Source organism: Sphingomonas sp. 77B (assembly GCF_056497825.1).
Window position 1 is genome coordinate 790279 of record NZ_JBWMBY010000001.1, and the last position, 23751, is coordinate 814029.

Annotated in this window: 23 protein-coding genes and 1 tRNA gene; 11 read left to right on the plus strand and 13 right to left on the minus strand. The window is 66.3% G+C overall.

All coding sequences use genetic code 11. The annotated features are described in order from the left end of the window. Nucleotides 1-89 precede the first annotated feature (89 nt). Entirely contained in the window at nt 90-1370 is a 1281-nt protein-coding gene (locus tag AC1GI4_RS03650) for a methyl-accepting chemotaxis protein (protein WP_479628589.1), read from the plus strand. Between the two features lie 4 nt (nt 1371-1374). On the opposite strand, the gene AC1GI4_RS03655 is transcribed toward AC1GI4_RS03650, so the two are convergent. After that, nucleotides 1375-1809: a DUF488 domain-containing protein gene (locus AC1GI4_RS03655; RefSeq protein WP_479628590.1), complete on the minus strand. Its 435-nt coding sequence runs from the start codon at nt 1807-1809 to the stop codon at nt 1375-1377. A gap of 74 nt (nt 1810-1883) precedes the next feature. Here AC1GI4_RS03655 and trmFO point away from each other — a divergent pair, with 74 nt between their 5' ends. Further along, on the plus strand, nt 1884-3278 hold the full coding sequence (trmFO, locus tag AC1GI4_RS03660) for a methylenetetrahydrofolate--tRNA-(uracil(54)-C(5))-methyltransferase (FADH(2)-oxidizing) TrmFO (RefSeq protein ID WP_479628591.1): 1395 nt from the start codon (nt 1884-1886) through the stop codon (nt 3276-3278). Here the strand turns inward: trmFO and AC1GI4_RS03665 are convergent. The 4 genes from AC1GI4_RS03665 to pdhA all read right to left on the minus strand — a co-directional run bounded on the left by AC1GI4_RS03665 (nt 3187) and on the right by pdhA (nt 7190). Beyond that, nucleotides 3187-3681, minus strand: a complete 495-nt coding sequence (locus tag AC1GI4_RS03665) for an EF-hand domain-containing protein (protein WP_479628592.1) — start codon at nt 3679-3681, stop codon at nt 3187-3189. The genes trmFO and AC1GI4_RS03665 overlap by 92 nt on opposite strands. Nucleotides 3682-3932: 251 nt before the next feature. Further along, entirely contained in the window at nt 3933-4625 is a 693-nt protein-coding gene (locus AC1GI4_RS03670; protein ID WP_479628593.1) for a squalene/phytoene synthase family protein, read from the minus strand. 89 nt (nt 4626-4714) lie between these two features. After that, nucleotides 4715-6145, minus strand: a complete 1431-nt coding sequence (locus AC1GI4_RS03675) for a pyruvate dehydrogenase complex E1 component subunit beta (protein WP_479628594.1) — start codon at nt 6143-6145, stop codon at nt 4715-4717. A 1-nt stretch (nt 6146) separates the two neighbouring features. Next, the gene (pdhA, locus tag AC1GI4_RS03680; RefSeq protein WP_433910910.1) at nt 6147-7190 is read right to left on the minus strand and encodes a pyruvate dehydrogenase (acetyl-transferring) E1 component subunit alpha; all 1044 of its coding nucleotides are present in this window, start codon (nt 7188-7190) and stop codon (nt 6147-6149) included. Between the two features lie 171 nt (nt 7191-7361). On the opposite strand from pdhA, the gene AC1GI4_RS03685 reads away from it, so the two are divergent. Genes AC1GI4_RS03685 through AC1GI4_RS03695 form a run of 3 tightly spaced genes read left to right on the plus strand, consistent with a single transcriptional unit; the run spans nt 7362 to nt 10911 of the window. Further along, nucleotides 7362-8714, plus strand: a complete 1353-nt coding sequence (locus AC1GI4_RS03685; protein ID WP_479628595.1) for an MFS transporter — start codon at nt 7362-7364, stop codon at nt 8712-8714. Continuing rightward, the gene (gene cysK / locus AC1GI4_RS03690) at nt 8711-9631 is read left to right on the plus strand and encodes a cysteine synthase A (RefSeq protein ID WP_479628596.1); all 921 of its coding nucleotides are present in this window, start codon (nt 8711-8713) and stop codon (nt 9629-9631) included. Before AC1GI4_RS03685 ends, cysK begins: the two co-directional genes overlap by 4 nt. After that, a complete protein-coding gene (locus AC1GI4_RS03695; RefSeq protein ID WP_479628597.1) occupies nt 9628-10911 on the plus strand; it encodes a cell wall hydrolase in 1284 nt (427 codons plus the stop codon). The genes cysK and AC1GI4_RS03695 overlap by 4 nt, the downstream gene beginning before the upstream one ends. A gap of 18 nt (nt 10912-10929) precedes the next feature. Here AC1GI4_RS03695 and AC1GI4_RS03700 read toward each other — a convergent pair whose 3' ends face one another. The 3 genes from AC1GI4_RS03700 to hisI are packed head-to-tail and all read right to left on the minus strand — an operon-like array spanning nt 10930 to nt 12233. Further along, nucleotides 10930-11340 (minus strand): MerR family transcriptional regulator, encoded by a 411-nt coding sequence (locus AC1GI4_RS03700; RefSeq protein ID WP_479628598.1) that lies wholly within the window; start codon nt 11338-11340, stop codon nt 10930-10932. Between the two features lie 33 nt (nt 11341-11373). Next, nucleotides 11374-11874, minus strand: coding sequence for a hypothetical protein (locus AC1GI4_RS03705; protein ID WP_479628599.1), 501 nt, complete (start codon nt 11872-11874; stop codon nt 11374-11376). After that, entirely contained in the window at nt 11871-12233 is a 363-nt protein-coding gene (gene hisI / locus AC1GI4_RS03710; protein ID WP_294275474.1) for a phosphoribosyl-AMP cyclohydrolase, read from the minus strand. The genes AC1GI4_RS03705 and hisI overlap by 4 nt, the downstream gene beginning before the upstream one ends. Before the next feature lie 166 nt (nt 12234-12399). On the opposite strand from hisI, the gene AC1GI4_RS03715 reads away from it, so the two are divergent. Then, nucleotides 12400-13350: an IS481 family transposase gene (locus AC1GI4_RS03715; RefSeq protein ID WP_479628588.1), complete on the plus strand. Its 951-nt coding sequence runs from the start codon at nt 12400-12402 to the stop codon at nt 13348-13350. A gap of 79 nt (nt 13351-13429) precedes the next feature. On the opposite strand, the gene AC1GI4_RS03720 is transcribed toward AC1GI4_RS03715, so the two are convergent. Continuing rightward, nucleotides 13430-13681, minus strand: a complete 252-nt coding sequence (locus AC1GI4_RS03720; RefSeq protein WP_294275475.1) for a Rho termination factor N-terminal domain-containing protein — start codon at nt 13679-13681, stop codon at nt 13430-13432. Nucleotides 13682-13825: 144 nt separating this feature from the next. Here AC1GI4_RS03720 and purF point away from each other — a divergent pair, with 144 nt between their 5' ends. After that, nucleotides 13826-15277, plus strand: a complete 1452-nt coding sequence (gene purF, locus AC1GI4_RS03725; protein WP_433910915.1) for an amidophosphoribosyltransferase — start codon at nt 13826-13828, stop codon at nt 15275-15277. Further along, on the plus strand, nt 15277-15987 hold the full coding sequence (locus tag AC1GI4_RS03730; protein WP_479628600.1) for an SDR family NAD(P)-dependent oxidoreductase: 711 nt from the start codon (nt 15277-15279) through the stop codon (nt 15985-15987). Before purF ends, AC1GI4_RS03730 begins: the two co-directional genes overlap by 1 nt. Before the next feature lie 122 nt (nt 15988-16109). Here AC1GI4_RS03730 and AC1GI4_RS03735 read toward each other — a convergent pair whose 3' ends face one another. From AC1GI4_RS03735 to AC1GI4_RS03750, 4 genes are read right to left on the minus strand one after another with little or no spacing between them, the layout of a single operon-like run. Then, a complete protein-coding gene (locus AC1GI4_RS03735) occupies nt 16110-17081 on the minus strand; it encodes an AAA family ATPase (protein ID WP_479628601.1) in 972 nt (323 codons plus the stop codon). Between the two features lie 10 nt (nt 17082-17091). Beyond that, the gene (locus AC1GI4_RS03740) at nt 17092-18264 is read right to left on the minus strand and encodes a D-alanyl-D-alanine carboxypeptidase family protein (protein ID WP_479628602.1); all 1173 of its coding nucleotides are present in this window, start codon (nt 18262-18264) and stop codon (nt 17092-17094) included. A 31-nt stretch (nt 18265-18295) separates the two neighbouring features. Further along, on the minus strand, nt 18296-18973 hold the full coding sequence (locus tag AC1GI4_RS03745; RefSeq protein ID WP_479628603.1) for a septal ring lytic transglycosylase RlpA family protein: 678 nt from the start codon (nt 18971-18973) through the stop codon (nt 18296-18298). Further along, the gene (locus tag AC1GI4_RS03750; protein ID WP_479630342.1) at nt 18957-20000 is read right to left on the minus strand and encodes a lytic murein transglycosylase; all 1044 of its coding nucleotides are present in this window, start codon (nt 19998-20000) and stop codon (nt 18957-18959) included. Before AC1GI4_RS03750 ends, AC1GI4_RS03745 begins: the two co-directional genes overlap by 17 nt. 141 nt (nt 20001-20141) lie before the next feature. Here AC1GI4_RS03750 and AC1GI4_RS03755 point away from each other — a divergent pair. The 3 genes from AC1GI4_RS03755 (at nt 20142) to AC1GI4_RS03765 (ending at nt 23480) form a co-directional block, all read left to right on the plus strand. Next, nucleotides 20142-20231 (plus strand) — tRNA-Ser (locus AC1GI4_RS03755). 115 nt (nt 20232-20346) lie between these two features. Further along, nucleotides 20347-21339 (plus strand): SDR family oxidoreductase, encoded by a 993-nt coding sequence (locus tag AC1GI4_RS03760; RefSeq protein WP_479628604.1) that lies wholly within the window; start codon nt 20347-20349, stop codon nt 21337-21339. Between the two features lie 95 nt (nt 21340-21434). Beyond that, the gene (locus AC1GI4_RS03765; RefSeq protein WP_479628605.1) at nt 21435-23480 is read left to right on the plus strand and encodes a M13 family metallopeptidase; all 2046 of its coding nucleotides are present in this window, start codon (nt 21435-21437) and stop codon (nt 23478-23480) included. Nucleotides 23481-23751 lie beyond the last annotated feature (271 nt).

Below are 23751 nucleotides of genomic sequence, written 5' to 3' on the forward strand. Positions count from 1 at the left end.
CCCACCGGCCGCGGCCGTTTCCGTTTCGTCTTTGAAACGTCACAAATCCATCACATCGCGTTTACCGTTCTGTCGTAACGCCAGCAACGATGAAGCCGCCCGTCTTTTCCTGTTGGTCCGCCGGTGCGGAAAGCCCGGTCATCGCGGCGGATGCTTCACTGGTCGACGCGATCGCGCTGTTCCGGCAATATCCCGATATGCGGCTGCTGCCGGTACTCGATGGCGATAGGAAACCGATCGGCGCCATTATCGAACGCGATGTGAAAGGGTTGCTCTACAATCCCTTTGGTCATGCGCTGCTCCACAATCCCGATTTCGGCGCCAGCCTGACCGCCTATGTCCGCCCGCACCCCAGTTGCGAGGAGGACGCGTTGCTCGCCGAAAAACTGGCACTGCATGCCGATTGGGGAGCACCCGACGCGCTGATCCTGACCCGCAAGGGGGTCTTCGCCGGAATGCTCGACGCGGCCCGGATCGCCCGGCTGGCCGCCGATGCGCAGATGGCGCTGGCGCAGGAACGCATGACGCGGGCGCGGCGGATCGATGAGGCCGCGCGGGCCTTCACCGCGGACATCGCCACCCTGTCGGAGGACCTGCTCCGTGCCACCGCGGACATGGCCAGCATGGCCAGCGACCTCGCGCGTTACGCTGGGGAGACGCAGGGCGGCGCGGATCGCATGACCGAGGCGATGGCCGATACCGGCATGGCGCTCAGCGACATCGCCACGCGGGGCCATGGCCTCGCCGACGCCTTTGCCGCGATCACCCGCGACATGGACCAGTCGCGCGCCATTCGCGAGATCGTCCGCCACCGCATCGCCGCGACCGACCAGCGGGCGGGTGCGTTGGCGGCCAGCGCCACGACGATCGACACGCTGCTGGCCCTGATCGAAACCGTCGCGGCGCGAACCAATCTGCTCGCGCTCAACGCCGCGATCGAAGCGGCTCGCGCGGGCGAGGCCGGACGGGGTTTTGCCGTCGTCGCGCATGAGGTCAAGGCGCTGGCCGGTCAGACCCGCGAAGCCGCTCGCGACGCCGCGCGCAATATCGGCGAGGTCACCGCCAACCTCCACGCGCTGGTCGCCGAACAGGCGCAGCTCAACCGCGCGGTCGATACGATCGGCACCCTCTCGCAATCGATCGACGAGGCGGTGGCGGCACAGGGCTTCGCCACGACCGGCATCGCCGCCAGCGTCGACCAGTCGGTCGCCTCCGCCCATCGCGTCGGCCAGCAGGTCCAGCAGTTGCAACAGGATGCCCGCCGGGTCGACCAGGATGCCGGGTCGCTACTGACCCTGGCGAAGGCGCTGGAGAAGAATATCGGTACGCTACGAGACTGCACCGACGCCTTTATCGCGTCGGTTCTCTGACAGGTCAGACGTAGAGATCGACGACCGTCATCCCCTGCCCCACCGCCTCCAGCAGCAAGGTACGGTGGCAATGACACGGGTCGCGCTCGAAACATAGCAGAGCGCTGGGCTTCTCCTCCGCCAGATCGAGCATCCGCGCGGCCGCCGCCTGCGCCTCGGGCAGGGCCAGCTGGTCGTCATAGACCTCGCGCAGCGTCCCGACATCACCCTTCTTCGCCGCGTCGCGCCCGCGCTTGGGCGTGCCCAGGTCCTTGAGATGGACATAGTCGATCCCGACCTCCTTCAACGCCGCAGCGAGCGGTGATTTGGAGAAACCCGGTCGCCGCGACAGAGGCAACGCGCGAACGTCGATCAAGCGCGTGACCCCGGCCGTCTTCAGCGTCGCGAGGAAGCCATCGACGGTCGCCCCCTCATAACCGATGGTGAAGATGGTCGTCATGTCACCGACTTGGGGAGCCGTGCCTCACGCGCCAAGTCCTTCCAACCGGGGCCGTCCGGGTTTAAGGCGTCGCGATGACCTATGACATTCATGTGATCGGCGGCGGGCTGGCGGGCTCGGAAGCCGCGTGGCAGCTGGCCGAGGCGGGGCTGAAGGTGCGCCTGTCCGAAATGCGCGGCGGCGCGGACACCACGCCTGCCCATCATGGCGGCGATCTGGCGGAGCTGGTCTGCTCCAACTCCTTCCGCTCGGATGACGCGACCTCCAACGCGGTCGGCCTGCTGCATCAGGAGATGCGCGCGCTCGGCTCGATCATCATGGCCAAGGGCGACACCCATGCGGTGCCCGCCGGGTCTGCGCTGGCGGTGGACCGCGACGGCTTTTCGGGCGGCGTGACGGCGGCGCTGGAGGCGCATCCCAACATCACCATCGTCCGCGAGCGGATCGATGCCTTGCCGGACGGTCCTGCGATCATCGCCACCGGCCCGCTGACCGCGCCATCGTTGGCGGGTGGCATCGGCGAGGCGACCGGCGCGGAGGCGCTGGCATTCTTCGATGCGATCGCCCCCATCGTCCACCGGGAGTCGATCGACATGGACGTCGCCTGGTTCCAGAGCCGCTGGAACAAGGGCACGGGCAAGGATTACATCAACTGCCCGATGGACAAGGAGCAATATTACGCCTTCCATCAGGCGCTGCTCGACGGCGAGAAGACCGAGTTCCGCGAGTGGGAAAAGGACACGCCCTATTTCGATGGCTGCATGCCGGTCGAGGTGATGGCTGAGCGCGGGGTCGAGACGCTACGCTTCGGGCCGATGAAGGGCGTCGGGCTCGACGACCCGCGCACCGGGCGCTGGCCCTATGCCGTCGTCCAGCTACGACAGGATAACGCTGCGGGCACGCTGTGGAACATCGTCGGTTTCCAGACCAAGCTGAAATATGCCGAGCAAATCCGCATCTTCCGCACCATTCCCGGCCTCGAAAAGGCCGAGTTCGCGCGGCTGGGCGGGCTGCATCGCAACACCTTCATCCGCTCTCCCGAGTTGCTGGACGCGACGCTGCGGCTGAAGTCGCGGCCGAACCTGCGCTTCGCTGGGCAGATTACGGGTTGCGAGGGCTATATCGAGAGCGCCGCGATCGGCCTGCTCGCCGGGCGTTTCGCGGCGGCCGAGCTGACGGGCAAGACCATCGCACCGCCGCCGGTCGAGACGGCCTTGGGCGCGCTGCTCGGCCATATCACCGGCCTCGCCGAGGCCGAGACGTATCAGCCGATGAACGTCAATTTCGGCCTGTTCCCGCCCATTCCCGGCCGCACCAAGAAGGCCGATCGCAAGAAGATGTATACCGACCGCGCGCGCGAGGCGCTGCCCGACTGGCTCAACTCTCTTCCGCCGGGGCCGCCTCCGGTGCCTCAGCCGGTGCCCCTCGCGCCGGAGGACAGTTCGCCCGCCCAGCCGGTCGACGCTTGACGGCGGTCGTGGCGAATTCGGCGGCATTCATCGCGCCGGATTTGTCGCGGTCGGCGGTGGCAAATTTGGTCGTGGCCTTGATCGCCCACTCGTCGAAGCTCAGCTTGCCGTCGCCATCCCGGTCGAGCTTGGCGTAAGCCTTACGCCGCGCGGCGAGATATTCCTCGCGGGTGATCGCGCCGTCGCGGTCCTTGTCGTAGCGGTCGAAGCGTTTTTGCTCGCGGGTCTTGGCGGGCGCTTCGGGGAGTGGCGTGTCATCGGTCGCGGCGCTCTGCGGTGAAGCCGCCGTTGCCGCACTCGCGGCGGGGAGCGGGGACGGTGTGTCCGGGCGGCTGCCCCATAGGAACAGCCCTGCCCCCACCAGCACAAGCGTGCCCACACCTCCCGCCAGATAGCGCCACATTCGTCCGTCTCCCCCGTTCGACGGACCTATGGTTAACCGGGGTCAGGCATGGCCGACAAGGCGATTCCCTTGGCCTTCGACTTCGCTCAGGCTGAACGGGGTTTGGGGGAGTTTCCTCCTCCACTTGTATCCACCCCCGCGAAGGCCGGGGGCCAGTCGCTATGTCCCCTCGACGGCGCCGGACGATCAGGCGATCGGCCATGCCGCAACTGGACCCCGGACTCCGCCGGGGCGGATGCGGTGGACGATGCTCAGCGCCCCGTCAGGCCATGCCAAGCCAGTCGCGCGGCGCGGAGGGGATGGCCCGGCAAGCGTTCCGGGTGGCGCAGACTTTCGCGCGCCAGAACCGCAAGGCCGCTCAAACCGCGAGCAGGCTTCGGCGACTTCCCCGTCAGCGCCGCGTCCAATTCTGATAAGGCCACGCCTCCAATTCGAGCGCGGATTGCAACGTCGGAGACATGCCGTGCCAGATCGGCCTTGGCCCAAGCGGCACCCAATGGCGCCACCCCCGCTTGCCCCAACAATTGCCCAATGGACGCAAACAACACCCCACCCCGCGCCTCGGCATGACGCGCCACGCGCTCGTCATCCAGGGGTTCGCCATCATCGAGAAGCGCTTCCCACCCCTCGATCATCGGCGCGAGGTCGGCCCCCTTCACGCCCGTCGGCAACACCGATGCGGCCAGCCGCTGCAACACCGGGTGCGCCGGGGCGGGCGCGTGGTCGAGCTTTTCCAGCGCCTCATACCACCAGGTCAGCCGCATCTGGCCGATCATCGGCTCGGTCGTGCTTTGCAGGATCGAGGCAAGCTGGTGGTCCAAATCGAGCAGCGCCGCAAAACCGTCCCGGCTCGCCTCCGGCGCATAGCCCACCGCCAGCGCCTGTTCGCGCATCACCGCGTCGATGGCGAGCGAGGGTGTGTTGGCGGCGGGGCTATCGGTCATCCCCTGCCCTTCGCACAGGAAACGCCCATGAAAAAGGGCCTCCCGGTTTCCCGGAAGGCCCCTTTCATACCAGAGGGTTACCCCACGACTTAGCCGCGATAGGTTACCTTCTTGACGGCGGCGACGACCTTGTTCGCGTCGACCAGCGCCAGCTTTTCGAGGTTGGCGGCGTAAGGCAGCGGCACGTCCTCGTTGGTCACGCGCAGCACCGGCGCGTCGAGGTCGTCAAAGCCCTCTTCCATCACGACGGCGGCGATTTCCGAGGCGATCGAGCAGGTCGGCCAGCCTTCCTCGACCACGACCAGGCGGTTGGTCTTGGCGAGCGACTTCAGCACCGTCTTGGTGTCGAGCGGACGCAGCGTGCGCAGGTCGATGACCTCGGCGTCGATGCCCTCGGCCGCCAGCTTCTCGGCGGCTTCGAGCGAGACGCCCACGCCGATCGAGTAGGAGACGAGCGTGACGTCCTTGCCCTCGCGCATGATCCGCGCCTTGCCGATCGGCAGGACGAAATCGTCGAGCTTGGGCACGTCGAACGAACGACCGTACATCAGTTCGTTCTCGAGGAAGACCACCGGGTCTTCCGAACGGATCGCGGCCTTCAGCAGCCCCTTGGCATCGGCCGCGTCATAGGGCGCGATCACGATCAGGCCGGGGACCGAGGCGTACCACGGACCATAGTTCTGCGAGTGCTGCGCACCGACGCGGCTGGCGGCACCGTTGGGACCACGGAATACGATCGGGCAGCGCATCTGGCCGCCGGACATGTAGTTGGTCTTGGCGGCCGAGTTGATGATGTGGTCGATCGCCTGCATGGCGAAGTTGAACGTCATGAACTCGATCACGGGGCGCAGGCCGCCCATGGCGGCACCCGTGCCGACACCGGCAAAACCATATTCGGTGATCGGCGTGTCGATGACGCGGCGGTCGCCGAACTCGTCCAGCAGGCCCTGCGTCACCTTGTACGCGCCCTGATACTGGGCGACTTCCTCGCCCATCACGAAGACGCGGTCGTCGGCGCGCATTTCCTCGGCCATCGCATCGCGCAGCGCTTCGCGGACGGTGAGCTTCACCATCTCGGTGCCTTCCGGGATCTCCGGCGAGGCGGGCGCTTCCTGCTCGGCGGCGGCGACCAGCTTCTGCGTGCCGCTTTCCTGCTCGGCCGCAGCCGCGCCTTCCGGCATCGGCGGGGCGTTGTGGTCGGTCGCCTCGTTCTTCGGCGCGGCGTTGGCTGCATCGCCCGAACGCGAACCCGACGCGGCGGCGGACGCGACGTCCTCGCCCTCTTCGGCCAGCAGCGCGATGGCGGTGCCGACCTTCACATTATCGGTGCCCTCGGCAACGATGATCTTGGCGATCACGCCCTCATCGACGGCCTCGAATTCCATCGTCGCCTTGTCGGTCTCGATCTCGGCCATGATGTCGCCGGACTTGACCGTATCGCCTTCCTTCACGAGCCACTTGGCGAGCGTGCCCTCTTCCATGGTCGGGGAAAGGGCCGGCATCTTGATCTCGATCGCCATCTTAGTAACGCTCCACCAGCACTTCAGTGTAGAGTTCAGCCGCATCGGGCTCGGGGGTCTGCTCGGCGAAGTCCGCCGCCTCGTTCACCGTCTTGCGGATATCTTGCTCCAGGACCTTCAGATCGGCCTCGGTGACGCCCTGCGCTTCGAGCAGCTTCTTGACGTGGTCGATCGGGTCCGACTTGTCGCGCACGCCCTGCACTTCCTCGCGGCTGCGATACTTGGCGGGGTCGGACATGGAGTGACCGCGATAGCGGTAGGTCTTCATCTCGAGGATGACCGGGCCCTTGCCCGCACGGACCCAGGCCAGCGCCTCTTCGGCGGCACCACGGCACGCCAGCACGTCCATGCCGTCGACCTGGATGCCGGGGATGCGGAAGCTCTCGCCGCGGCGATAGAGCTGGTCCTCGGACGAGGCGCGGTTGACCGCGGTGCCCATGGCGTACTGGTTGTTCTCGATCACGAAGATGATCGGGAGCTTCCACAGCTCGGCCATGTTGAAGCTCTCGTACACCTGGCCCTGATTGGCCGCACCGTCGCCGAAATAGGCGAGGCAGACGCCGCCGTCATTGCTGTACTTGTGCCCGAACGCCAGGCCGGTGCCCAGCGACACCTGCGCGCCCACGATGCCGTGGCCGCCATAGAATTTATGCTCGGTCGAGAACATGTGCATCGACCCGCCCTTGCCCTTGGAGATGCCGGCGGCACGCCCCGTGAGCTCGGCCATGATGACCTTGGGGTCGATGCCGTAAGCCAGCATGTGGCCATGGTCGCGATATCCGGTGATGACCGAATCCTTGTCGCCGTCGAGCGCCGACTGCAGACCCACCGCGACGGCTTCCTGGCCGATATACAGGTGGCAGAAACCGCCGATCAGGCCGAGGCCGTAGAGCTGGCCCGCCTTTTCTTCAAAGCGGCGGATCAGGAGCATCTGCTTGTAGAAATCCAGCAGCTGTTCCTTGGTAGCCTGGAACGGTTGCGGTTCGGCGGGACGCTCCCGATTGGGAATGGGGGGCTCGCTGGTACGGCTTGGAGCTTTTGCCACAGTCGGGAACACCTTTGTTTCCGTTAGGGAAGGATGGGAGCCTATTGGCGTGCTTTGTCGGGAAACTCAATTCCCCGTTACAATTCCTAACAGGACAGTTGGAATTTGCGGGCTGATAGCTCAGCCTCGGTTGCCTTGCGGACAAGCAGATGCCTACAACGCACACCGACCATGGATAAACCCGTACACCCGTTCCGCATCGCCAATTTCCGCAGCTACTGGCTGTCGCGGTTCAGCGGCACAATCGCCGTTTCCGCCATGTCGATCGTCATCGGCTGGCAGGTGTATAATCTGGCGCGCGAGACGATGGACGTCCGGCAGGCCGCCTTCATGCTGGGCATGATCGGCTTTGCGCAGTTCGTGCCGCTGTTCCTGCTGACCCCGATCACCGGGCTGGTCGCCGACAGTGTCGACCGGCGCTGGATCGTACGGGCGACGACGGGATTGCTGGTCCTGACGGCCGCGTCGCTGTGGTTCCTGACCTGGTCCGGCCATCTGACGCTGGGGGCGCTGTTCACCGCCGCGGTCGCTTTCGGCATTGCGCGTGCCTTTTCGGGACCGGCCTATTCCTCGCTCGCCCCCAATCTGGTGCCGCGGGAAAGCCTGCCCACCGCCATCGCGGTCAGCTCGATCGCGTGGCAGGTCGGCACCATCGCCGGGCCCAGCGTCGGCGGGCTGCTCTATGCGGTCCATCCCGAATTCGCGTATGGCGTCGCGACGCTGCTGTTCGCGGTCGCGCTGGTCTGCATCTTCACCATCGGCCCGGTGCCGCAGCCGCCCGTCCAGACCGACCACCGGCCACTCGCCCGAATCGTCGAGGGGTTCAGCTATGTCCGCCGCAACCGGCTGGTGCAGGCGGCGATCACGCTCGACCTGTTCGCGGTGCTGCTGGCGGGCGCGACGTCGCTGCTGCCGGTCTATGCGCGCGACATCCTGCATGTCGGGTCGCAGGGGCTGGGCGTGCTGGCGGCAGGCATGGGGATCGGCGCGGCGTCGACCGCAATCTGGTTCTCGTTCAAGCCGATGAAGACCAATGTCGGCGTGAAGATGCTGGCTGCGGTCGTCGTGTTCGGCCTGTCGATCCTGACCTTCGGCATCGCCAGCCATATCACCGGCGCGCTGGGCCTGACCGGCGGCACGCTGGCATTGGGCGGCGCGACAATCTTCGTCCATCCCGCCTTCCTCCTCAGCCTGATCGCGCTGATCTGCGCGGGGGGCGCGGACATGGTCTCGGTCTATGTCCGCCAGTCGCTGATCCAGCTCCACACCCCCGACGCGATGCGCGGCCGGGTCAGCGCGGTGTCGCAGCTGACCATCTCGGCCTCCAACGAGCTGGGCGAGTTCGAGAGCGGGGTCATGGCCTCGATCCTCGGCCCCGTCGGCGCGGTGGTGTTCGGCGGGCTGGGCGCGATCGGCGTCACCCTTCTCTGGTCGCGACTTTTCCCGGAACTTGGGCGTGCGCGAACCTTTGATCCGCCTGAAATCCTCGAAACCGAACCAACCCACGGAGAAGCCAAGCCATGAAGGCCAACACCATCCTGGAGACGATCGGCAACACGCCGCATGTGAAGATCCAGCGGCTGTTCCCCGGATCGGAGGTCTGGATCAAGTCCGAACGCTCCAATCCCGGCGGCTCGATCAAGGACCGTATCGCGCTCGCGATGATCGAAGCGGCGGAGGCCAAGGGCGAGTTGAAGCCCGGCGGCACCATCGTCGAGCCGACCAGCGGCAACACCGGCGTCGGCCTGGCGATGGTCGCGGCGGTGAAGGGTTACAAGCTGATCCTGGTCATGCCCGAGTCCATGTCGATCGAGCGCCGCCGCCTGATGCTGGCTTACGGTGCGACCTTCGACCTGACCCCGCGCGAAAAGGGCATGAAGGGCGCGATCGAACGCGCGCTGGAGATCGTGCGCGAGACGCCCGGCGCCTGGATGCCGCAGCAGTTCGAGAATCCGGCGAATATCGACGTGCACGTCCGCACCACGGCGCAGGAAATCCTGAACGACTTCCGCGATTCGCCGATCGACGTCATCATCACCGGCGTCGGCACCGGCGGCCATATCACCGGCGTCGCTGAGACGCTGAAGAAGGAATGGCCGAACCTCAAGGTCTATGCGGTCGAACCCGCCGCCTCGCCGGTCATCCAGGGCGGCCAGCCGGGCCCGCACCCGATCCAGGGCATCGGCGCAGGGTTCATCCCCGCCAACCTCCACACCCAGGCGATCGACGGGGTGATCGAGGTCGATGCCAATGTCGCCAAGGACATGGCCCGCCGCTCGGCACGCGAAGAAGGGCTGCTGGTCGGCATCTCGTCGGGCGCGACGCTGGCCGCAATCCTGCAGAAGCTGCCCGACCTGCCCGATGGCACGCGCGTGCTCGGCTTCAACTATGACACGGGCGAGCGTTATCTGTCGGTGCCGGACTTCCTGCCCGAACAGTGAGCGACCTGTCCCGGCCGCGCGGCGGCATCCGCGCGGCATTGTTCGTCATCGCCGGTACGGCCAGCGTCGTACCGGCTTTGCTTGTGGCGAACGCACCCGACATTCCCAGGACATCGCACAGGTCGCCCCATCGGACAGGCCAGGTGCCGCGCGTGGTTTCGCCCACCGAAGTACCCCCGGTCGAGCCGGTGGCGTTCATCGACATGACGCCCGATGAGGCGCGGGCCTACAACCAGAGCATCCCCTTTTCGACCGATCCCAACCCGGCGGCGCGTCCCTTCGTCTATCGCGGATCGGCGGAAGACAAGGCGCGGGCGCTCGACTGTCTCGCGGCGGGTGTGCTCTACGAGGCGGGCGACGATGCCAAGGGCGAGCAGGCGGTGGCGCAGGTCGTGCTCAACCGCCTTCGTCATCCCGCCTTCCCGAAAACGGTGTGCGGCGTGGTGTTCGAGGGGCAGGAGCGCAGCACCGGATGCCAGTTCACCTTCACCTGCGACGGCGCGCTGACCAAGTGGCAACCGTCAGAGGCCGCCTGGACCCGCGCCCGTGAGATCGCCGCGATGGCGCTGAACGGCAAGGTCTTCCGTCCCGTCGGCCATTCGACCCATTATCATACCGATTGGGTCGTCCCCTATTGGCAGGCGAGCCTGGACAAGGTCGCGGCGGTGGGCAGCCACTTGTTCTTCCGCTGGTCCGGCTGGTGGGGCACGCCGCCCGCCTTCAACCGGCATCTGGTGGCGGGTGAGCCGGTCGTCCCGGCGCTGGCCCCGTTCTCGCCCGCACACCGGGCGGCGGCGGATGCCAGCGACGATGCCGGAGCCGCGCTGGCCGAAGGGGCGGTCGCCACGGGGAGCATGGCGCCGCTCGCGAGCGAGCCCGACACCTTCCTCATCACCCTGCCCGCCGGACTCGCGGCGGAAGGCTTCCCGGCCTTTGCGCTGACGCTGTGCGGGTCGCGCAAGCATTGCACGGTCATGGCATGGCGCGATGCCGCAGCCACGGCATTCTCGGTTCCGCTAAGCCAGGTCCAGATGGAGACGATGGCGTTCAGCTATTTCCGCGATCCCGCGATCGGGCTGGAGCGGACCTTGTGGAATTGCGGAATGTATCCGGCGTTCAAGGGTGCACGCTGCATGAAGCGGATGTCGACGACCATCCTCCCGCTGGCCTCCCCCACGCCGCAGCCCAGCCCGACGCCGACACCTTCCGGCGAGTTGACCGGCGTCCGCCGCGCCAGCGCGGCCCCGACCGAGGTGAAACCCGCAATTCCTCCCCTGTAAGAGCGGGAATATCGTCGGTTACTCCCGGTGCGATTCGACCAGCGCCACGAAGTCGATCAGCTCCGCGATCGCCGCATCGATATCGCGCTTCTGCGCCTGAAGCGCCTCGATCTTGGCGGTGCACCGCTCCAGCGTCACCTCTCGCTGAAGGCGGCGACCATCACCCAGATCGTAGAGATCGATCATCTCGCGAATATCGGCGAGGCTGAACCCGACCCGCTTGCCACGCAGTATCCAGGCGAGCCGCGCGCGGTCCCGCTGAGAATAGATGCGCTGGGTCCCCCGCCGCTGGGGCGAGATCAGCCCTTCGTCTTCGTAGAAGCGCAGCGCGCGGGCGGTGACGCCGAACTCGGCGCAGAGCTGGGTGATCGAATAATCGTCGCGATCGACACTGGGCAGCGGTTCGGCGGAGGCGGCGACCTGGGTCATGGCTGCCGAGGCTAAATGCCCTTTACGTGAACGTCAATCAGCGCAAAGCGTGGTGCCGTTCACACTGCGCAATGCCCGCGCCTCGGCCACCGAAGCGCTGATCCGCTCGACGTTCAGCGCCGACATCGTGGCTCGGCCTGTGCAGAAGGCGTTGCAGGCGGACGGCAGCATCGCCGGGAACTGGATGGAGTCGCCATCGAACCGTGCGGTGAAGCGGCACGCCCCCAGCGTCAGCTTGAGCGCCGCGCCCGAGCGTTCCATGGTGCCGATGGCGGTGCAGCCCTGCCCCTCACCATAATCCAGCATCACGCCGACCCGACGGCCCAGGCCACGCCCAGCGGGCAGGATGCACATGCGATCGGTATCGCGCGACCAGATGCCATCCAGCGGCGCGGCGGCTGGATCGGCGACCAGCCCGGCGGCGATGCTCGCCGCCTCCAACTTCTCGCCCGCCTGACCGTCCCCGCCCTCGCCGTTCCGACCGCAGGCGGTCAGCAGGATCAGGGTCGCCAGCACGATCCTGCGCCGGATCACGCGACCGGCGCCAGTCCGTCGCCTTCGATCCGCCGATAAAAGCAACTACGCGCACCCGTGTGGCAAGCCGGGCCCGCCGGATCACAAATCAGCCAGATCGCGTCCTGATCGCAGTCTATCCGCATCTCGACCACGCGCAGCACATTGTTCGAGCTTTCGCCCTTCTTCCAGAGCCGCCCCCGACTGCGTGACCAGAAATGCGCATCGCCGGTCGTCCGCGTGGCCTCCAGCGCCTCGGCGTTCATGTGCGCCACCATCAGCAATTCACCGCTGGCGCGATCGGTCACGATCGCGGTCAGCAAGCCCTGGGCATCGAATTTGGGATCGAGCGTCAGCCCGGTATCTCGGTGGTCTGCCATAGGTCGCGATTAGAGCGGAATGGGGCGGAAGTCATCCATCGCGAGCGTTGCCTGTCCCTCCACTATCCTGCGGATGCCCCCCTCCCCAGGCAAGCCTGGGGAGGATTAGGTGTTTGATCCCGGCATTTGATGGTGCATCATCGTCGCAAGCTTGGAGGGATGCACTATGGGACAGGTTCTACACGGGAGCGCCCGCACGACAGAGGCGGTCCGTCGAGCGATACAACATAGTCAAGAGAGCCTGAGGGTGCTGGCGAAGCGCCACGGGATCAACCAGAAGACCGTCGCGAAGTGGAAGAAGCGGACGGCGGTCAAGGATCTGCCGACTGGGCCGAAGGACCCGCACTCGACGGTACTGACCATCGAGGAGGAAGCGGTCATCGTCGCTTTCCGGCGCCACACGTTGCTGCCGCTGGACGACTGCCTCTACGCGCTACAGGCGACGATCCCGCACCTGACGCGCTCGTCGCTACACCGCTGCCTGCAACGCCATGGCATCAGCCGGTTGCCCGAGATCACCGGCGACAAGACGCCCAAACGCAAGTTCAAGACCTACCCGATCGGCTACTTCCACATCGACATCGCCGAGGTTCAGACCGCCGAGGGCAAGCTGCGCCTGTTCGTGGCGATCGACCGAACGAGCAAGTTCGCGTTCGTCGAACTGCATCAGGAAGGTGGCAAGATGATCGCGGCGCAGTTCCTGCGTAATCTGGTCACGGCCGTGCCCTACCGTATCCACACCGTGCTGACCGATAACGGTATCCAGTTCACCAACCATGCCCACCAAAAATACGCCTTCCACCACATCTTCGATCGCGTCTGCGACGAGAACGGCATCGAGCACCGGCTCACCAAGGTGAAGCATCCCTGGACCAACGGCCAGGTCGAGCGGATGAACCGCACCATTAAGGAAGCGACCGTCAAGCGCTACCATTACGACAGCCACGACCAGCTCCGGCAACATCTCGGCGACTTCGTCGCCGCCTACAACTTCGGCCGCAGGCTCAAGACGCTCAAAGGCCTCACGCCCTACGAGGCCATCTGCAAAGCATGGCAGAACGAGCCAGCACGCTTTACATCAAACCCGCACCATCAAATACTGGGACCAAACACCTAGGCCTCCTCTTAAAATTCCTCCCCAAGCTCGCTTGGGGAGGGGGACCGCCGCGAAGCGGTGGTGGAGGGGCAAGCCCCTATCACCCGTGCCCCCGAATCGCCTCGACCAACTCCGCCTTGTTCATCTTCGACCGCCCCTCGATGCCGATCTTGCGCGCCTCGGCCATCAGATCGTCCTTGGTTCGATCCTCCAGACGGGTGGACCTATGGTCCAGGCTGCCGTTCGCCTTGGCGTTGGCGATGCGTGCGGCTTTTTCCTTGGACTGGCCCTGCTTGCGCAGTTCCTCGTACAGGGCGTCGTCCTTGATCTGCGCGCCGTGATCGCGGGCCATGTGGCATCTCCTGATTTCGGGCCCGAAACGCCGGTCTGGCGAAAATGATCCCGGCAACGATGACAAACAGGCGACAAACGTGGCCGACGTTCCTATATGCGCCCCGTCTGCCCCTTAGTTGCGAACGTTGCGAGCGCCTCTCTTATGCTGACCACCAACCCCTTCGACGACGACAAACTCCGCGAGGAATGCGGCATTTTCGGCGTGTCCGGCGCCGACGGCGCGGCCGCGCTGACCGCGCTCGGCCTGCATGCGCTCCAGCATCGCGGACAGGAAGCGGCGGGGATCACCAGCTTCGACGGCACGCTGTTCCACACGCACCGCGCCATGGGCCATGTCGCGGGCAATTTCGACCGTGACGACGTGATCCGCGGCCTGCCCGGCGACGTCGCCTGCGGCCATGTCCGCTATTCGACCACGGGCGAGACCGCGCTGCGCAACGTTCAGCCGCTCTATGCCGACCTGTCGACCGGCGGCTTCGCGATCGCGCACAACGGCAATATCTCCAACGCGATGAAGCTGCGTCGCGAGCTCGTCCGGCGCGGTTCGATCTTCCAATCGACCAGCGACACAGAGACGATCATCCATCTGGTCGCGACCTCCAACTACCGCACCCTGCTCGACCGTTTCATCGACGCGCTGAAGCAGGTCGAGGGTGCCTATTCGCTGATCGTGATGACGCCCGAGGGCATGATCGCCTGCCGCGACCCGCTGGGCATCCGTCCGCTGGTCATGGGCCGCCTGGACGGCGCGGTGATCTTCGCGTCGGAGACGGTGGCCCTCGACGTGTGCGGCGCGACCTTCGAGCGCGCGGTCGAGCCGGGCGAACTGGTCATCGTGCAGGGCACCGAAATCCGCTCGATCCGTCCCTTCCAGGCGGTCGATGCGCGGCCCTGCATTTTCGAGTGGGTATATTTCAGCCGGCCCGATTCGATCGCGGGCGACCAGTCGGTCTATTCCGTTCGCAAGGAAATCGGCGCACAGCTTGCGATCGAGACGCCGGTCGACGCCGATCTGGTGATCCCGGTCCCCGATTCGGGCGTGCCCGCGGCGATCGGCTATGCCCAACAGTCCGGCATCCCATTCGAGCTCGGCATCATCCGCTCGCATTATGTCGGTCGCACCTTCATCCAGCCGGGCGACAAGGTCCGCCATCTGGGCGTCAAGCTGAAGCACAATGCGAACCGCGCGCTCATCGAGGGCAAGCGGATCATTCTGGTCGACGATTCGATCGTGCGTGGCACCACCAGCCTCAAGATCGTGCAGATGATGCGCGAAGCTGGCGCGGCAGAGGTGCACATGCGCATCGCGTCGCCGCCCACGCGCCACTCCTGCTTCTACGGCGTCGACACGCCCGAGCGCGCCAAGCTGCTCGCGGCCAAGCTGGACCTGGGCGGCATGACCGACTTCATTCATGCCGACAGCCTGTCCTTCGTGTCGATCGAGGGCCTGTACAAGGCGCTCAATGCGGCGCGCGGCGACAAGCCGAGCTATTGCGACGCCTGCTTCACCGGCGACTATCCAACGACACTGACCGACCATGACGAAACCGCCTCGGTCGACCAGTTCGCGATGCTGGCCGAGCGGGTCGCCTGATGGCGGGTCCGCTCGACGGCAAGCTGGCGCTGGTTACGGGTGCCAGCCGGGGCATCGGCGCGGCGACGGCCATCGCGCTGGGCGCGGCGGGTGCGCATGTCGTCCTGACCGCGCGCAGCCCCAAGGGGTTGGAGGAGGTCGAGGAGACGATCTTCAACGCCGGGGGATCGGCAACCATCGCGCCGCTCGACCTGACCGAGAATGAGTCGATCGGACGCCTTGCAGGGGCGATCGGCGAGCGCTGGCAGGCGCTGGACGTGCTGGTGCTGAACGCCGGGATGCTGGGTTCGCTGGCCGCTGTGCCCGCGATCGACGCCAAGGAGTTCGCCCGCGTCCTGACCCTGAACGTCAGCGCGCAGGCCGCGATGATCGCCGCCTTTGACCCGATGCTGCGGCGTTCGGGTGGCGCGCGGGTGATCGGCGTAACCTCGTCCGTCGGGCGCAAGCCGCGCGCATATTGGGGTGCTTACGGCGCATCCAAGGCGGCATTCGAGACACTGATCGGCGCCTATGGCGACGAGACGGCGGAGATCAGCAAGATCCGCACCGCCATCGTCGATCCCGGCGCAACCCGCACGCAGATGCGGGCCAAGGCCTATCCGGGTGAGGATCCGGCCTCAGTCAAGGCACCCGAGAAGGTGGCGGAACGGATCGCCGCGCTGGCGATCGAGGGTTTTGCGTCCGGGCATTTCGAACGGGTGGGTTTGTAAGGGCGGCTTGATTATCGGTGGGGCGTGGGCTTCGACTTCGCTCAGCCTGAACGGCTGTTCTCATTTGCCGCCACGCCCCACAGCCGTTCAGCCTGAGCGAAGTCGAAGCCCAAGGGAATCGTTCACCGCAAGGTCGCGATGATCCCCGCCATCTCGAACACCGTCCCTTGCGCATCGAGCGACAATCCGCGCGCCGCCCCGGCCAGATCCTGCGCGGCGGCATAGGCGTCCAGCGCCACTTTCAATCCCGGCCCCGACCGCCCGCGCGCGCGGCCTGCGATAAAGGCAGGCACCCGGTCCAGGAACGCTTCGTACCGCGCCTGCGAAGCCTTTCCCGCCAGCGACTTGGCCAGCTTCACCCGCTCGGCATTGCCGGGGTCGCCGGTCTCCGCGATCCGCGCGATGGCACTATCCAATCCGGCGATGTTGAGACCGGCAAAGCGCAAGGCCCGGCCCGGCGCTCCGTCCGCCACCGCGACCAGCGAGGCGATTTCGTCCTCGTCCGCCTCCGGCAGTTGCTGGCGCAACACGCGCGCAACGTCGCCATCGGACAGACGCTCGAACCGCAACAACCGGCACCGCGACCGGATCGTCGGCAGCAATCGTCCCGGAGCATGGCTGACCAGTAGGAAGATCGTGCCCGCGGGCGGCTCCTCCAGATTCTTCAGCAACGCGTTGGCGCCGCCGCGTTCCAGATCATCGATCGCGTCGATCAATACGACTCGCGCCGGGCCCATGGCCGGCGCGGTGGCGAACATCGGCTGCAGGGTGCGTACTTGCGCGATGGTAATCGACCGCGCGAGGTCCTGATCGGGCTTTTCCGCATCCTTGGGCAGGCGCGCCATCACCCGGAAATCGGGATGCGACCCCGCCGTCATCAGCTTTGCCGTCGGATGATCCTCCGGCACCGCCAGCCCGGGCGGAAGGGCCCCTGCCCCGCTCGCCCGCGCCAGCAGCCGCGTGGCCGCCGCGCGCGAGAAGCTGGCCTTGCCCACGCCCTCCGGCCCGGCGATCAGCCAGGCATGGTGCAGTTTGGCCCCGCCCAGCGCAGCGGCGAAGGCAGCCTGGCCCGCATCATTGCCGACCGGCAGCATCGTCAGGAGATCAACCGAAGAACGAGGTCAGTCCGGCCCAGGCGCGGCCGAAAAAGCCCGCTTCGGCGACATCCTTGTCCGCCACCAGCGGCAAGCGCTGCGCGGGCATATCGGGCGAGCTGACGACCAGATCGGCGATATGCTGGCCCGCCTTGATCGGGGCCTTGATCGGGCCCTGATAGACGACCTTGGCGCTGATCGCGGGGTCCAGGCCTGCGGGCAGCGTCACGGTCAGCTGGCGCGGCGCGATCAGGCCGACCTTGCTCGACGAACCCATCTGGACCTCGGCATCGGCGACCTTCTTGCCCTTGGCGACGACCGGCTTGGCCTGCCACGCGCGGAAGCCCCAGTTCATGAACTTCACCGATTCCTCGGCCCGCGCGCCGAAGCTGTTCAGCCCGGCGACGACCATCACCAGACGGCGGCCATTCTGCTCGGCAGAGCCGGTGAAGCCATAGCCCGCTTCCTCGGTGTGGCCGGTCTTCAGACCATCGGCGCCCGCGACGCGACCCAGCAGCGGGTCACGGTTCGCCTGGGTGATGGCGTTGCCGCCCATCGTCTTGCCCCAGGAGAAGTCCCGGCGCGAATAGAATTGCTTATAGAGCTGCGGGAAGTCCTGGATCGTGTGCTCGGCCAAGTCGGCGAGGTCGCGTGCGGTGACATAGGTCACGCCGCCGTCCGGCCAGCCATTGGCGGTGCCGAAATGGCTGTTGTTCAGCCCGATCTGCTTGGCGGTGCGGTTCATCCGCTCAACGAAATTCTGCTCGGTGCCCGCGATATGCTCGGCCAGCACGACGCACGCGTCGTTGCCCGAAAGGGTGACGATACCATAGAGAAGGTTGGCGACGCTGACCTGTTCGTTCGGCGATAAGAACATGGTCGAACCCGCCTGCGGCCCGTGCCACTTCTTCCACGTCTCCGGCTGCACCGTGACCATGTCGGTCAGCTTCAGCTGGCCCTTCTTGATGAGGTCGAAGGCGACATAGACCGTCATCATCTTCGCCATCGAAGCGGGCGGCATCCGGCGGTCGGCATCCCGCTGGAACAGGATCGCGCCCGAGGACAGGTCCTTCATGAAGGCGACCGGCGCGGGCGTGTCGAACTGCGGCGCCGCCGCGATCGAGGGGGTGACCATCGCGACGAGGGCGAGCGGGGCGGCGAAGGATGCGTACAGGGTCTTCATGGGTGTTCCGTGACCAAAGGGAGCCGACAGGTCAATCCTGATGCAGGATGCGGGCGTCGTCATAGCCCGCCTCTGCCGCCGCGTCACGCAACGCTTTGGCGGAATCGGCATTCAGTCCGGCGCGTTCCACCCGCCAGACACGACCGGCGGGCATCGCCCGAGCCGCGAAACGCCGAGCCAGCGCTTCCGCGCGGGCATGGCTGGAAAAGCTGGCGATCTGAACGCGGTAGCGGGCCTGCGGATCGAGCGCGATCGGACGGGCGACCGGCGGAACCGCGCTCGCCCCCGCCAGGATCAGCCCCGGCTTGTCGCTACCCGGCGACAGCGCACGCACCCGGATATGCGCGACCGAACGACGGTTCGTGCCCAGCAGCTTGGCCGCACCCAGCGACAGGTCCGCCACCCGGTCGGCACGCCCCGGCCCCCGATCGCCGACCCGCGCGATGATCGTCCGCCCGGTATCGACATCCGTCACCTCGACCATCGATTCGAGCGGCAGCGTGCGGTGCGCGATCATCACGTCATCGGGATCGAAGCGCTTGCCGGTCGCAGTGCGCCGCCCGGCCAGCTCATGCCCGTACCAGCTCGCCTGTCCGGTGGCGTCGTACCTTCCGTAGCGTGCGGGCGAGGCTTCCTCTGCCGGAGCGGCCCAGACCGGCGCGGCGAAGGCCAGCGCCAGCAGTGCGATCGCCTCAACCCGCAATCGCATCGGCCAGCAACCCTACCGACAGCGCGTAGAAGTTCGAGCAGTTGTAATCCAGGATCACGCGGTAATTGCCGGTCAGCAGATAGGCGGTCGCCCCCTGCCCGTCCGGCTCCATCAGCGTGGCCAGCACCTGATCGTTGGGCCAGGCCGCCCCTTGCGGCACGATGCCCATTGCGCGCCACTCCGCGATGGTCCGCCAGCCGCTATGCCGCTCGAACACGCGCGGGCAGCGCGGGCTGACCAGCCGGTTGCGCACCAACGAGCGGTCGAACCCGGCGGGCACCGTCACCGCAAAGCCCCAGGGCTGGCCCGCGCGCCATCCGGCATTGACGAAATAATTGCCGATCGAGGCCAGCGTATCGGCCTCGCTGTTCCAGATGTCGGCGCGCCCGTCGCCATCGCCGTCGCGGGCGAGGCGCAGATAGATGGAGGGCAGGAACTGCGGATTGCCGGTCGCGCCTGCCCAACTGCCCTTCAGCTGGTCGCGGGTGACGCCCCGGTCCATCATCTTCAGGGCGGCGATGAACTCGCCCTCGAAAAGAGGCCGCCGCCGCCCTTCATAGGCCAGGCTCGCCAGCGAGCGCAGCAAATCGAAATTGCCGGTATAGGCCCCGTAATTTGTCTCATGCCCCCAGATTGCGACCATGATCGATTCCGGGACGCCCGTCTCACGCTCGATGCGCGACAGGCGTGGGCGCTGCGCCAAATATTTGGTCCGCCCCCGCCCGATCCGCGCGGCATCGACATGCGCGGCCTTATAGGGCGCGAAGGGACTGAACCCGCTATTCGCCGGGCCACCGGGCTGGCGCCGGTCCAGCTCGATCACGCGCGAATTGAGCGTCAGCGTCGGTAGCACCGAGTCCAGCGTCGTGCGACTGACGCCTTGCGCCAGCGCGGTGCCGCGCACCTGTTGCAGATAGGTCTGGAACCCGGCCTCGTCCTGCGCGCAGGCGGGTGCCGCGCTGACCGACGCCGCAAAGATCGACACGATGGCGAGGCGCTTCACACGCCGGGTAATGTCCCCCCACATGGGCATCTATGTGCCACAGCCGAGCCAAAGCCGGAACCTCGCGCCACCGCAACACTGGCACGCCCAGCCGCTCTGTCCGCCCCCAAATCGATAGTGGATTCAGCCAGCGGCTTGGCGTAGAGCCCCCTTCCACCGCGACCCGGAAGAGTGGCCGAGCGGTTTAAGGCACCGGTCTTGAAAACCGGCGATGGTGCAAGCCATCCGTGGGTTCGAATCCCACCTCTTCCGCCAGACGACGCTCGCGCCCATGCGCTTTCAAGCCCGATGAACCCTATCGGGTTTCGCCCGTTACGAACCCCACGCAATTTCAGGCCTTAAACCCCGGGCTTTCGTGAAGGATATCGACATGGGCGACATGGAAACCTCGCGGCGCGGTGTCCTCGGCGGAGCGGCCCTGGGGCTGGCGGCGACGGCGGCGCCTGGAGCGGCTCCGGCGCAATCGGGTGGCGACGGCGTGCCCAGCCTGCGTGATCCGCGATCGGCTTATACCCGAACGCCCTTTCCCGAGCAGCGTCAGCCCTGGCCAGCGCTCGCCAGCAAGATGACGCCCCGGCCAGACCATGGCGAGGCCAGCTATCGCGGGTCGGGCAAGCTGACGGGACGGAAGGCGCTGCTGACCGGCGGCGACAGCGGCATCGGGCGTGCCGCGGCCATCGCTTTCGCCCGCGAAGGCGCCGATGTTGCGATCAACTATCACCCAAGCGAGGAGCCGGACGCCCGTGAGGTCGCCGACCTGATCCGTCAGGCGGGGCGCAAGGCCGTGCTGCTGCCCGCCGATATCCGCACGCAAAAAGCCAGCGAGGACGTGGTGCGCAAGGCGATCGGGCAGCTCGGCGGGCTGGACCTGCTGGTCAACAATGCCGCCTATCAGCAGTCCAAGGCGGACATCATGGAAATCAGCGACGAGCAGTTCGTCCGCACCTATGAGACGAACGTCTATCACGTCTTCCGCTTTTCCAAGGCGGCGATCCCGTCGATGCCGCCGGGCTCGGTCATCATCAACACCATCTCGCAGAACAGCTATGATCCGGGCGAGGACCTGATCGACTATGCCTCGACCAAGGCAGCGATCCAAAACCTGACGCGCGGCATGGCCAAGCAGCTGGCCAAGAAGGGTATCCGCGTCAACGCCGTGTCGCCCGGCCCGATCTGGACGCCGCTTCAGGTCGCGGGCGGGCAGTTGGCGGGTAAGATGCACGAGTTCGGCCAGGACACCTCGCTCGGCCGCGCGGGGCAGCCCGCCGAGCTGGCCTCGCTCTATGTCGCGCTGGCGAGCGGAGAGGCGACCTTCTCGACCGGCACCGCCGTCGGCGCGCATGGCGGCAAGGGCTTTCCGTAAGCGGCGATCATGACATGAAGTTCATGCTATGATCCTTGACTTGCGGGGGGTTAAGGGTGCTCCATCGAGCATAATCTCCCGTTTGCAGGATCATCATGAAGCGCTTTGCTTTTGCCGCCGCCCTTCTCGCCTCCTCCGCCGCCATCGCCCAGACGGGCCTTCTGCCCGGCGTCGACAAGGCCCTGATCGACCCCAGCGTCAAACCCGGCGACAATTTCAACGACTATGCCAATGGTACGTGGATCAAGACCGCGCAGATCCCGGCGGATCGGTCCTCGATCGGCGTCGGCCTCGACGTCTCGCTACGGGCCGAGGCGCGTACCGCCGCGATCATCAAGGGCGCGGCATCGGCCAAGGGCGCGCCCGGCAGCGACGAACAGCGCATTGCCGACTATTACGCCGCCTATACCGATACCGCCGGGATCGAGGCGCGGGGCCTGAAGCCGATCCAGGGCGATCTGGCCGCCATCGCCGCGATCAAGGACAAGCGGGACCTGTCGCGCGCGATCGGTGCGGCGATGCGGTCGGATACCGATCCGTTCAACAACAACAATTACGCCAGCACCAACGACCTGTTCGGCCTGTTCGTCAGCCAGGACCTGAACCAGCCGACCCGCAACGTGCCCTATCTGATGCAAGGCGGCCTGGGCCTGCCCGACCGGGATTATTACCTGTCCGACAAGCCGGAGATGGCGGAAATCCGCACCGCCTACCGCGCCTATCTGACCCAGTTGATGACGCTGGCCGGACTGTCCGATCCGCAAGGCCGCGCCGACCGGGTCTTCGCGCTGGAGATGAAGATCGCCGCCGCGCAGACCGATATCATCGCCAGCCAGGACGCGCATAAGGGCGACAATCCCTGGACCCGCGCCGATTTCGCCAGCAAGGCGCCCGGCATCGACTGGAACGCGTTCTGGACGGCGTCGGGCGTGCCCGCCAGCCAGCAGGACTTCATCGCCTGGCAACCCGACGCGATCACCAAGCTGTCGGCGCTCGTCGCCAGCGTGCCGCTGCAAAGCTGGCAGGACTGGTTGGCCTTCCACACCATCAATCAGGTCACGGGTTCGCTGCCCAAGGCGATCGACGATGCCTCGTTCGGCTTTTACGGCCGCACGCTGAACGGCACGCCCGCGCAGCAGCCGCGCGAGAAGCGGGGCATCTCGGCCGTCAACGGTGCGCTGGGCGAGGCGGTCGGCAAGATCTACGCCGCGCGCTATTTCCCGGCCTCGTCCAAGGTCGAAATCCAGAAGATGGTGAAGAATATCGTCGCCGCCTTCGACCGCCGCATCGCCGCACTCGACTGGATGGCGCCCGCGACCAAGAAGGAAGCGCGCGCCAAGCTGGCGGTGCTGAAGGTCGGAGTCGGCTATCCCGACCATTGGTGGAATTACCCGAAGTTCGAGGTCCGCGCCGACGATCCCGTCGGCAACGCGCAGCGCGCTAAGCTGTCGCTCTATCGTTATCATCTGGCGAAGCTGGGCAAGCCGGTCGATCGCGGCGAATGGTGGATGACGCCGCAGACGGTGAACGCGGTCAACCTGCCACTCCAGAACGCACTGAACTTCCCCGCCGCGATCCTCGAAAGCCCCTATTTCGACCCGAAGTTCGACGCGGCGGCCAATTACGGCGCGATCGGATCGGTGATCGGGCATGAGATCAGCCACAGCTTCGACAATCTGGGGTCGGATTTTGATTCGACCGGGCGGCTGCACAATTGGTGGACGCCCGCCGACCTGAAGCGGTTCGAGGGTGCCGGTCAGTCCCTGGTGGCGCAATACAGCGCCTATGAAGCGCTGCCCGGGCTCCACCTGAACGGAGAGCAGGAATTGGGCGAGAATATCGCCGACGTCGCCGGACTGACCGCCTCCTATGAGGCGTACAAGGCCTCGCTGGGCGGCAAGCCCGCGCCGGTGATCGACGGGCTGACCGGCGACCAGCGCTTCTTCCTGGCCTTTGCGCAGAGCTGGCGGACCAAGATGCGCGAAAAGGCGCTGCGGGCGCGGATCGCAACCGATGTCCACGCACCTGCTCCGTGGCGGGTGCTGACCGTGCGCAATCTCGATGCCTGGTACGGCCCGTTCAAGGTACAGCCCGGCCAGAAGCTGTACCTGACGCCCGAACAGCGCGTCCACGTCTGGTAAGTCTTTTTTTGCTTCCCTCTCCCCTGGACAGGGGAGAGGGTTAGCGGAGCTTGCCAGCCTTCTGGCTAGCGCAGCTTGGGTGAGGGGTCGAGCGAGCCAAAGGCTCGCGCGCTCTTCGAGCGCTTCACCCCTCACCCAGCTCCGACTAAGCCTTTGCTCTCGCAAAGACCAAGTCTGCGCAACCCTCTCCCCTCAGAGAGGGGCGAGGGAAATCGAATAACGAATGTCTTTAGAATGGGCGGCATTCGATCATCGCATTGGTCAACCATCC